Source organism: Caballeronia sp. dw_276 (assembly GCF_018449635.1).
Lineage (GTDB): Bacteria > Pseudomonadota > Gammaproteobacteria > Burkholderiales > Burkholderiaceae > Caballeronia.
On sequence record NZ_JAAVUV010000061.1, the window covers coordinates 1 to 771 of the forward strand.

Below are 771 nucleotides of genomic sequence, written 5' to 3' on the forward strand. Positions count from 1 at the left end.
TTACGGCTTGGCACCGGCGTAATAACTCGCCGCTGCATCGATCTCATCCGGCGTCATATTCCGCGCGACATTGCGCATTTGCTCGCTGATATCGTTATGACGAGAACCGTCGGCGAACGCCTGCAATTGCGCTTTGGTGTACGCGTAAGGCATGCCCTCGAGCCAGGGCGTGCCCGCCTTGTGATCCATTCCGCCATGACACGACGCACACGAAGCAATGTTGCGCATCGGCGAGCCATGCGTCACGATCGAGGGCGCGGGAATAGACGTACGAGCATCGACGCGTGAAGCTATTGGCTTGGGCAAATTCGCGTAATACGCGCCCAGGTCACGCATCTCCTGGTCGCTGAGATTGGCAACCATCGGCGACATGACGGCGTTGCTTCGCGCGCCCGACTGAAAGTCGAGCAATTGCTTGTAGATCACGGAAGAAAACTGGCCGGCAAGATTGGGGGTGTTGGCGTCGCTCACGCCCATTGCGCCATGACACATCGTGCAGCGCATGGCCAGGGTTGCGCCACGGCCAATGGAAGCGCTGCTCGGTGCCGAAAGCAATTGCGGCGTCATTGCAACCAGGCTCGTTTGCGTCAAAGGCACGGGCGTCGCCGTTGTGATCCGCAGCCATTGTTGCGGCACGCCCGCTGCGCTGCAGATCGCATTCCAGATGCCCTGAAATGGCTGATCCTTCTGCGCGGACGGCAACCAGATAAAACCCACAGCGGCTGAGAACAAGGCCAGCGCCAGCGTGCCGCCTACCGTGACGGTGAACCA

The 771-nt window shown here is 60.2% G+C and carries 1 protein-coding gene; it reads right to left on the reverse strand.

Going from position 1 to position 771, the window contains the following annotated elements; genetic code table 11:
- A partial coding sequence (locus tag HB633_RS30610; RefSeq protein WP_213781860.1) for a c-type cytochrome occupies nt 1-771 on the reverse strand: 771 nt, incomplete at its 5' end.